Annotated in this window: 12 protein-coding genes; 6 read left to right on the top strand and 6 right to left on the bottom strand. The window is 56.7% G+C overall.

Going from position 1 to position 8,130, the window contains the following annotated elements; translation table 11 throughout:
• The first annotated feature begins 395 nt into the window (after window positions 1–395).
• The 4 genes from WKI84_RS00935 to WKI84_RS00920 all read left to right on the top strand — a co-directional run bounded on the left by WKI84_RS00935 (window position 396) and on the right by WKI84_RS00920 (window position 3,915).
• The gene (locus tag WKI84_RS00935; RefSeq protein WP_337861634.1) at window positions 396–1,190 is read left to right on the top strand and encodes a hypothetical protein; all 795 of its coding nucleotides are present in this window, start codon (window positions 396–398) and stop codon (window positions 1,188–1,190) included.
• Window positions 1,191–1,336: 146 nt separating this feature from the next.
• Window positions 1,337–2,740: a PQQ-dependent sugar dehydrogenase gene (locus tag WKI84_RS00930; RefSeq protein ID WP_337861633.1), complete on the top strand. Its 1,404-nt coding sequence runs from the start codon at window positions 1,337–1,339 to the stop codon at window positions 2,738–2,740.
• A gap of 386 nt (window positions 2,741–3,126) precedes the next feature.
• Window positions 3,127–3,441 carry a hypothetical protein gene (locus WKI84_RS00925; RefSeq protein WP_337861632.1) on the top strand — a complete coding sequence of 105 codons (315 nt, stop codon included), beginning with the start codon at window positions 3,127–3,129 and terminating at the stop codon, window positions 3,439–3,441.
• 276 nt (window positions 3,442–3,717) lie between these two features.
• On the top strand, window positions 3,718–3,915 hold the full coding sequence (locus WKI84_RS00920) for a YwbE family protein (RefSeq protein ID WP_337861631.1): 198 nt from the start codon (window positions 3,718–3,720) through the stop codon (window positions 3,913–3,915).
• Between the two features lie 136 nt (window positions 3,916–4,051).
• Here WKI84_RS00920 and WKI84_RS00915 read toward each other — a convergent pair whose 3' ends face one another.
• The 5 genes from WKI84_RS00915 to WKI84_RS00895 all read right to left on the bottom strand — a co-directional run bounded on the left by WKI84_RS00915 (window position 4,052) and on the right by WKI84_RS00895 (window position 5,551).
• On the bottom strand, window positions 4,052–4,345 hold the full coding sequence (locus WKI84_RS00915) for a hypothetical protein (protein ID WP_337861630.1): 294 nt from the start codon (window positions 4,343–4,345) through the stop codon (window positions 4,052–4,054).
• 102 nt (window positions 4,346–4,447) lie between these two features.
• Window positions 4,448–4,591: a hypothetical protein gene (locus WKI84_RS00910; RefSeq protein ID WP_337861629.1), complete on the bottom strand. Its 144-nt coding sequence runs from the start codon at window positions 4,589–4,591 to the stop codon at window positions 4,448–4,450.
• Window positions 4,592–4,641: 50 nt separating this feature from the next.
• Window positions 4,642–4,833: a hypothetical protein gene (locus WKI84_RS00905; RefSeq protein ID WP_337861628.1), complete on the bottom strand. Its 192-nt coding sequence runs from the start codon at window positions 4,831–4,833 to the stop codon at window positions 4,642–4,644.
• A gap of 84 nt (window positions 4,834–4,917) precedes the next feature.
• On the bottom strand, window positions 4,918–5,217 hold the full coding sequence (locus WKI84_RS00900; RefSeq protein ID WP_337861627.1) for a hypothetical protein: 300 nt from the start codon (window positions 5,215–5,217) through the stop codon (window positions 4,918–4,920).
• A 10-nt stretch (window positions 5,218–5,227) separates the two neighbouring features.
• Complete coding sequence (locus WKI84_RS00895; RefSeq protein WP_337861626.1) at window positions 5,228–5,551, bottom strand: antibiotic biosynthesis monooxygenase; 324 nt, start codon at window positions 5,549–5,551, stop codon at window positions 5,228–5,230.
• A 314-nt stretch (window positions 5,552–5,865) separates the two neighbouring features.
• Here WKI84_RS00895 and WKI84_RS00890 point away from each other — a divergent pair, with 314 nt between their 5' ends.
• Entirely contained in the window at window positions 5,866–6,447 is a 582-nt protein-coding gene (locus tag WKI84_RS00890) for a hypothetical protein (RefSeq protein WP_337861625.1), read from the top strand.
• A 10-nt stretch (window positions 6,448–6,457) separates the two neighbouring features.
• Here WKI84_RS00890 and WKI84_RS00885 read toward each other — a convergent pair whose 3' ends face one another.
• Window positions 6,458–7,054 (bottom strand): hemerythrin domain-containing protein, encoded by a 597-nt coding sequence (locus WKI84_RS00885; RefSeq protein WP_337861624.1) that lies wholly within the window; start codon window positions 7,052–7,054, stop codon window positions 6,458–6,460.
• Window positions 7,055–7,231: 177 nt separating this feature from the next.
• On the opposite strand from WKI84_RS00885, the gene WKI84_RS00880 reads away from it, so the two are divergent.
• A complete protein-coding gene (locus WKI84_RS00880) occupies window positions 7,232–8,089 on the top strand; it encodes a MoxR family ATPase (protein ID WP_337861623.1) in 858 nt (285 codons plus the stop codon).
• Window positions 8,090–8,130 lie beyond the last annotated feature (41 nt).

Here is an 8,130-nt window from a genome sequence, read left to right as displayed (position 1 = left end):
CAAAGCCGGGGCGGTAGGAAAAGAAGGTCTCTTTGCTTGCTACAACAGCTACTGCCCCCCCCTCCCCCCCGCCGCCTTTTCTTACTGCATTCCTTTCTCTTCTTCTTTTCCTGATTTTCATGCGGCTTGCTGGCCTGCAGCTCACCATCGTCTGCGACGCAGCTTTTTGTGTGGGCCATGGCTCTGCCATGTACGTGCGCGCCTTTGCCGCTCGAGATCAATCGCTTGTCTTCTGACCCGGCGCTGCTGCCCGAAATAAAATGGTGCATCGCCTCCACAGCTTGCAGTAAATCAGCCGTTGCTTTCCATCGCAACAGCTGTTGGCGGCAGCATCTATCCTTTATTGTGCCAGACCCGGATAGAATGATTATATTGAGCGCCAAGCTTACCATGCCATGGCTTTCCTGGGGGAGAAGAAACTTCTCTCGCTTGCTCTGGCAGGGACACTAGCTTCCTCGATATTCATTGTATCCGGATTTCTCTTTCTGGGTGACGGCGGCAGCAACAACAACGCGCACCTGCCGTGGTCTCACCAGCAGCAGTCGTCGTCCAACACCGCCGACGCGTCGCCGTTCCCCCTGCAGATTGAAAAAGGATTCAAGAAAAAGGTTGTAGACGGCCAGGCTCTGTACGGCGTCGGCGCTCTCAAAATCTACGACGACTGGGTAAATTCAGAGATCTCGTGCGAATTTTGCACCAGGCTTGAATACACGCCCACCAACCAGCAGAGCGCGCCCGAGCTCTCCTACGTCGACAAGGGTGACGGCACGAGCCCAAGCCTCGTGGGCGCAAAGAAAGTCTCGTTCTACGTCAGAGGTGAAAATGGCGGCGAGGTGGTGAAATTCAAGGCGGCAGGCAAGTCTGCCGATGACGCGGCGGCGGTGGCGGCAGCCGGAAACGGCCCGCAGCAGCCGAAAGACAAGCAACAACAACAAAAGAGCATCAAGTTTGCCGTAGCCAGCAAGCCGGTCAACCTGGAAAAGAGCTGGAAAAAGCTAGAGCTGGACCTCACGCAGGAGAACCTTGCCGGCGTGGTAGAGCCTTTCGCAGTCGAGCTTGCCAAGAACTCGGCGCAGGGGCGCCCGGGAGGGCCCGTTGTAATTTACCTGAAGGCAATCACGTACGATGATTCTCTACCAAGGAACCCTCTGCCGGAGGAGCCAGCAACTGCGCCGCCACCGGCCCAGTGATTTTTCCTGTAACTTTTTTACAGAATCATGAGCAGGAATTTCTGCCTGCCTGATGCCGGCGCGTGGTTAATCTGCACCTGCCCGCTCCTGCAAATAGACCTCATGCTATTATATTTGCAGACCGCCTCAACCATCACACGCGTGCCATGGGCAAAGTATCCGGAATATCTATAGCGTTTGTGATAGCTGTCGCCATGGCGATAGTTGCAATCGCCGTAGTCCTGACGGCGCCTCTCCTTGCCGAGAAGCTAGGCATTCCTGTCGGGGGAGATTATTATGGATATTCGGGCGTGTTCGGGCGCCAAAGCGACTTTCCGGCGGTCCGGGACTCTTCACTCAAGGTCGAGCAGGTGGTGGTGGATAATGGGTTTGCCTTTCCTACAAGCATGGCGTTTGTGGACACCTCGAACCTCCTTGTCCTTGAGAAGGACACGGGCAACGTGAGGCTTGTGACAGGCGGCAAGCTCGCAAAAGACCCTGTGCTTACATTAAAGCCCCTGACCAGTTTTGTCGAGCAGGGCCTCCTGGGCATAGCCGTCGGCAGGGGTGGAGGAGGAGAAGATCACAAAGGAGAAGAAGACGTGTTTCTTTACATCACCGAAAAGGACCTCTTTGGCGAGGCAAAGAACCGCGTCTACCGCTACGACTGGCAGGACGGAAAACTCCAGAACCCTGTCAAGATACTTGAGCTGCCTGCGACGCCGGGCCCAAACCACAACGGCGGCAAGATGATCGTCGGGCCGGACGGCTACCTGTACGTGGTCATCGGCGACCTCAACAGGAACGGCATGCTCCAAAACTACAGGGACGGGCCTGCGCCTGACAATACTTCCGTGATAATCAAGGTGGACCGGGACGGCAGACCTGCTGCCAAGGTCCTTTCCGGCGGCAAAGGAGAAGGAGGAGGCAGCGGGGGGTCTGCGGAAACAACAGACTATTACTATGCGTACGGCATAAGGAACAGCTTTGGGCTCGCCTTTGACCCCCTGACAGGCACCCTCTGGGACACGGAAAACGGGAAGGACAGCTACGACGAAGTGAACGTGGTCAAGCCCGGCTTTAACAGCGGGTGGGGAAAGGTGATGGGGCCCATTTCAAGGGCGGCCGAGGCCGCAAAGGCGGGGAGCGGGGGCGAAGGGGAGGCAGCAGCGGCGGCAGCAGAAGCTGCGCTGAGGCAGAGCCTGACCATGCTTGACGGCGCGCACTATGCCGACCCGGTGTTCAGCTGGAAGCACTCGATCGGCGTCACGGACATTGAATTCATCAAGTCCGACAAGCTGGGGAAAAAATACGAGGGCAACATACTCGTAGGCGACATCAACAACGGGCACCTTTACTTTCTGACGGTAAACGGCAAAAGGGACGGCATAGATCCTGGCAGCTCTTCCAGCCCCCTGCGCGACTCCGTTGCAGAGGACGGCAGGGAAGCCTACGAGGTTTTCCTTGGCTCCGGTTTTGGCGGCATAACCGACATCGAGACGGGGCCGGACGGCTATCCTTACGTGCTCTCGTTTTCCGGCAGCCTGTACCGCCTGGTTCCTGCCCGGTAGGCACGCGCCCGCGCACACACATACATCATCCGTGTACTTGCAGGCAGCCGCAAAAAGAAGAAGATGATGATGGTGGTGGGGTGATATAATATGCGGCGCAACTATGACGCCAAGTCTGTCCGGTCGTCGCAAACGGCGTTTTGCATCAAAACAACAAAAACATACATACACACACCTATTGCGGGTCCCGCCCCTCCAATGCTAGCGACGTTGAGCCTGCGAGAGGCGGGACACCTGCGAGCGGTACAGCCGTCAACACGTTCAATGGACGTCAAGTCTTTACCCAACATTCACGTAACGTACTACGTGACCGCTTGCAGGCGTTATCCATTATCGTGGGTTGAATATTTTACTTTTTCTAATCCGGCAAATATGGCCGGTACAATATGCCGCCGGTTCTATCTGACTGGGAATTAACCCTGAAAAAGAGAATTGTCGTTACGCCATATCTGGAATACCTGCGTCTATATCACAATGCTTATACGAATTTGCTCTTCTTGATCGCCGATGAAATCCCTCGCTATCGCAGCGATAGCCGCTGCCGCGCCGCTTGGGACAACATATTTTCTGCGGTCCCGTTAGCCACAGCGTTTTTTCTTTATGCGGCGCTGGCTAGCCGCAAACGCATTTCTGCAGAGAAAGGAAGGCCGCTTGCATTTGCAGCAGGGATCCTGCTTGCCGCAGGGCAGCAGGGGCCATGAAAAAGCTGAACTCCTTATCTCTGGCCGGGTTTCTTGATCTCTGATTCCAGGCAGCCTTCACGCGCATGCTGCCTTTGGACCGACTTGGCTTCAAGCATGGTGGAGCAGAACTGCTTCAGGTTGTGGCGCTCACAGACTACGCGGTATCCCATCCCTCTATCTCTCCTTCTCTCTCTCCTCTGTTTATTCTTGTCGCCGGTCGCTAATTACCCTTCTTCTTCCCTTCCTTCTGCTGCCTGAAAGGTTATCTATCTGGCGGTTCCTGTGCATAATGCGATGCAGGATGATGGACGAAGGAGGGCCGATATCAGGATCGGCGCCAGGGTGCGCGTCGTCGAAAAAAAGAACCAGCCAAGCGGCAGGCTGACAGACGGCATAGTCAAGAGAATCCTCACGTCGTCGCCGAGCCATCCGCACGGGATCAAGGTCGAGCTGGAAAGCGGCATAGTGGGGCGCGTCAAGGAGATATTATAACAGTAGCAACACAACATGGCATATTAGTTAGCAGGGGACCTGCGCGCCGTACAGGGCGGTTTGACGACAGATTATCGTGCCCGCACATGCGTATATACGTGCAGCAGAGCCTGCGAGCAAGCACGAGCTGCCATTGTCAGAGGTTGTTGACCGTTCCCAGGAACCTCACAAATGCGCTTGCCAGGCTGCGCCGCTCTATCTGGTCTATGCTGGATATCTGGTCGTCCGTCATGCGGAAGCACCGCCTCAATATCGCCGCGGCCATCTTGTCGGTGTCCTCGAAATACTTTGTCGTCGACTTGGCGTTGAGCGGATTGAGCCTCCTGTCCCTCTCTTCGCCCATCCTCCTGATCGCCCTGACCTCGTCGGCAGTCAGGGCGTCGTAGACCTTGTATTCCTTCCCGTTGTGATGGAATATCAGGTGCTCCATATGCCGCGGCAGCCTACCACCTTGGAGCCGCATTTGCTTATTAGCCTTTTTTACGGCTGGTGCAAAAAATGGCCGCATGAGGCGGTGATGAAAGAAAGAGAATTAGTGGTGGTGACCGCAGCCGCAGCCGTGGCTGCCCATCTCCCCGTGGCCGCGCGACGTGCACGAAGGGCACATCTTGGCGCCGTTTTCTGCCATGAACGTCGTACCGCACATTGCGCACTTTGACTTCTGGATGCCTTGCATATACGCTGCACCTGGGGAACCGTTGCTATATTAACTTGCGGCAGCGGCGATTACAGCCCGGGTTCTGCAACGCCCCTGTACCTTTCCCTGAGGTACAGCAGACCCTTCAATATCTCGCGGGCCTCTGGCAGAGTCATCCTGCGCACCGCCTGCTCGCTGACGCCAAGCTCGAGCAGCTTGGCGCAGTCCCAGTGCATCATCGCCAGCTCTGCGGCTGTGGGGCTTGCTTGCGACATCGTCATCTTTATCAATGGTAACAGGACAGGCTCGCCGCGCGGCGATATTAAGGGCTTGTCTGTCAGCTCTGTTACACTACACACACCAGGCTATGCCGCCAGCTCTACAAAGACATTGCCGGGCCTGCCGTTTGCGCGCAGCCCGACCCTGAGCATTCCCTCGCCGTACTCGACGTCACCTATGCTGTCCTTGAACCCCCGGGAGGCGAAATGCAGCCTGCTCGACTTTAGTCTTATCGTAAAGGAGCCGTTGCCCTCCTCGCTTGCCGAAACAAAGCCGAGCATCTTCTCGTTGACCAGCTCGAACAGCTCGCGGCAGACCGGTTTCAGTATCTCCCAAGCCTCTGCCTCTGACAGCTCTTTTTTGGATTGAGGAGAAGCAGTCGTCATATACACGCGCTCACTCTGCCACCACGTTGTAGAACGTCGGCTGCGGCGGCCTCGACATGAAGGTGACCGCCTTTGCGTGCAGGGCCGCGTGCTCCTGCGTCTGGTGCATCCTGGAAAACGACTCCCTGTCGCGGAACATGACTATTATCCTGTGCTTGCTCCCGTCCTGCGACTCTAGCAGCCTGCGGGCAATAAAACCGTCGAACTTGGAAACGACCCTGTTCGACTCGACGAACCACTCCTTGAACTCCTTCATCGACTCTTTTTTCAGCTCTATCTCGGAGATTGCCACAAAAGTCCCCTTCTCGTTCACGACCGGAAGCTCCCCCGCCATGTGTGTATGCCTGCTAGTTGCGCCAGCCTTATTTAAAAGCACAGCAGTCAGAACCTCCTTTTCGAGCGCAGGGGCAGCGCATCCCTTCCACCTTGATAAACACCCCGCACGACGAGCAGCGTTTGTAGCCCTGCCCGTAGGCAGAGCGCTTGCCCCCGCCGGTGGTCTCGTGCCTGGTGCAGATTCCCCTGCAGCCGATCGCCAACGCCTGACCGGGAGGGGATAGACAGAATACTTACGGGTAACGTACACACTGCAAACATGCGCAAGCGTTTTGGGCACGTTTATTATAGATAACGGCGAAAGGTACTTTATTGTCTCCCGCAGCAGGCTCTGAAGCGAGCATCAACGGCAGCAGCAACGGCAGTGGCAACAGCAAGAGGGCCACGGTAACAATGACGTTTAGGATCGAGGAAAGCGTCATGGCAGCGCTCAGGTCTGAATCCGAAAAGAAGGAGGTGAGCCTCAACACGCTCGTAAACCAGGTGCTCAAGAGGTTCGTCGAGTGGGACATGTTCGAGCCCAAGGTGGGCATGATCCCGATAGCGCGGCCGGTGGTCCAGACGCTCTTTGAAAAGATGTCGCGTGAGGGGGTGGTGGAGATGGCCCAGAAGGTGGGCAAGGGGGCCGTGCACGACATCGCCCTTTTCATGAAGAGCAAGATGGACCTTGACTCGTTCCTGTCCTGGCTCGAAATGCGCATGAAAAACTCGTCGATAGAGTTCAGCCACCGCGTCCGCGACGGCAGGCACGTCTTTATAATGAAGCACGACCTCGGCTACAACTGGTCGCTCTACCACAAGACCCTCTTGGAGCTGATATTCAACGAGGTACTGCAAAAGCGCGTGGAGAGCGTCATCACCGCAAGCATGCTGACCTTTGCAGTCGAGGACTGACTTGTACCTGCTACTGCATCCAGTCCCTCTCTTCGAGGTATTCTATGAGCCTGAACAGCTCCTGTATCCTTGCGTCGCCCCCTACGTCCCTCCTGCACCGCTCGTAGTGCCTCAGGAGCTCGGCGTCCTCGCCTGCCCCGATCTCTTTTTCAGCCATGTCGAAAAACCTCTCCTCCTTGGTCGTGTGGTCTGTGACATAGATGGCATACGTCTTTAGAAAGCGGGCGACCGGCTCCCTGCCGTCCTCTCCTCCTCCCGCTCTACTCTTCTTCCAATCTTCCAGGCTGCGCAGCATCATCCTTGCCACTCGCCTGCTAAACTCGTGCTCTATCAGGAACTTGCGGATCTCTTCTGCATGCTGCGCGCTCTTGTACTCGTTTGCCGGGAAATAGGCTTTCTCCTCCTTGCCGTGGTGGAACGCGTCCACAAACTCCTCTATCACGACCGAGATTATCTTGATGTCCTCAAGCGGCACGTGGGCGCCGGCGTACAGCCTGTCAGAGCACCTCTGCGCAATGTCGCGTATCCTGCGGACCGTGACGTGGTCCTGCCTGAGCTGGCCAGTGCTACTACTACTGCTGCTATTATTATTGCTATTGTCGCTCATGCATGCGCCGCCCCGCCACCACTGCTGCCGACAGCACAATGACGGCAAATAACGCTTGGCGGCCCGGTAATAAAAGCAATAAAACATGCGTCTTTTCCCTCCCCCTCCCATATCTAGTGCCGGCGGTCTTAAACGCTCAAATACCATTCCGCGGCTATATTGTAAAGAGATACAGAGATGGTGGCGGCAACAGAACTTGGCGGCCAGCGGCAACAGGAAGGAGGAGAAGAGGTCGTCAACTACCTTGACTGGAACAACGCCCTCGACGTGCTGGAAAAGGCATACCGGTCGGGGCTTTTCGTGCTCATAATAGGGCCCAAGGGGACGGGCAAGACGACCCTGGTGCGCAGGTTTGCGTCCCAGATGCAAAAGGAGCTCCATTCGGTCAACTTTTCGCTGCGCACCCGCGAGTCGCACCTCGTAGGCACGCGCACCATCGAAAAGGGCCAGATAAGCTTTGTCGAAGGCGTGCTGGTCAAGTCGATGAGGAACGGCACCATGCTCTATCTGGACGAGCTGAACGCTGCAGAGGCCGACGTGCTCCTGCGGCTCGACGAGGCGCTTGACGACAGGCGCCAGCTGGTGCTCAAGGAGGCCGAAGGCCAGGTGGTCAAGGCGGCGCCGGACTGGTTCGTGATAGCTACCATAAACCCGCTCTCGCACGTAGGAACAAAGGAGTTGCCGCCCCAGCTGCTCAGCAGGTTCCCGGTTCGCATGAGGCTCGACTACCCGCCAGAAGAGCTGGAGCTGGAGATAGTCAAGCGCCACGTCAAGCTGGACGACGCCCACACGCGCGACGTCAAGCACGCAATCCAGCTTGCAAAGAGCCTCCGCGACGCCGCGGCAGTAGAAGAGCTGTACTACAGCCCTTCGCTGAGGGAGACGATAGCATTTGCCAAGATGCTTGCCGCCGGCCTTGCGCCAAGGCATGCCGCGGAAGTGGTATATGCAAACGCCTATGACCAGTGGGGCCAGGTCGAGTACCAGAAGGTCATGGACATGATAACTTCGATCTTTGGCGGCAGCGGCAGGTGATCAAGGCGCCACCACCAACGTCAACAATTCCAGCCAAAACC

Source organism: Nitrososphaera sp., assembly GCF_037447015.1.
Classification (GTDB): Archaea; Thermoproteota; Nitrososphaeria; order Nitrososphaerales; family Nitrososphaeraceae; genus Nitrososphaera.
Note: the sequence above shows the minus strand (reverse complement) of the source record. Positions and strands in the feature narration are given on the sequence as shown.

Excerpts from the sequence above, each read along its gene's own strand:
- WKI84_RS00930 (WP_337861633.1), top strand. The coding sequence starts at position 1,337 with ATGGGCAAAGTATCCGGAATATCTATAGCGTTTGTGATAGCTGTCGCC.
- WKI84_RS00910 (WP_337861629.1), bottom strand. The coding sequence starts at position 4,591 with ATGCAAGGCATCCAGAAGTCAAAGTGCGCAATGTGCGGTACGACGTTC.
- WKI84_RS00935 (WP_337861634.1), top strand. The coding sequence starts at position 396 with ATGGCTTTCCTGGGGGAGAAGAAACTTCTCTCGCTTGCTCTGGCAGGG.
- WKI84_RS00915 (WP_337861630.1), bottom strand. The coding sequence starts at position 4,345 with ATGGAGCACCTGATATTCCATCACAACGGGAAGGAATACAAGGTCTAC.
- WKI84_RS00885 (WP_337861624.1), bottom strand. The coding sequence starts at position 7,054 with ATGAGCGACAATAGCAATAATAATAGCAGCAGTAGTAGTAGCACTGGC.
- WKI84_RS00925 (WP_337861632.1), top strand. The coding sequence starts at position 3,127 with ATGCCGCCGGTTCTATCTGACTGGGAATTAACCCTGAAAAAGAGAATT.
- WKI84_RS00905 (WP_337861628.1), bottom strand. The coding sequence starts at position 4,833 with ATGACGATGTCGCAAGCAAGCCCCACAGCCGCAGAGCTGGCGATGATG.
- WKI84_RS00900 (WP_337861627.1), bottom strand. The coding sequence starts at position 5,217 with ATGACGACTGCTTCTCCTCAATCCAAAAAAGAGCTGTCAGAGGCAGAG.
- WKI84_RS00920 (WP_337861631.1), top strand. The coding sequence starts at position 3,718 with ATGCAGGATGATGGACGAAGGAGGGCCGATATCAGGATCGGCGCCAGG.
- WKI84_RS00895 (WP_337861626.1), bottom strand. The coding sequence starts at position 5,551 with ATGGCGGGGGAGCTTCCGGTCGTGAACGAGAAGGGGACTTTTGTGGCA.
- WKI84_RS00880 (WP_337861623.1), top strand. The coding sequence starts at position 7,232 with ATGGTGGCGGCAACAGAACTTGGCGGCCAGCGGCAACAGGAAGGAGGA.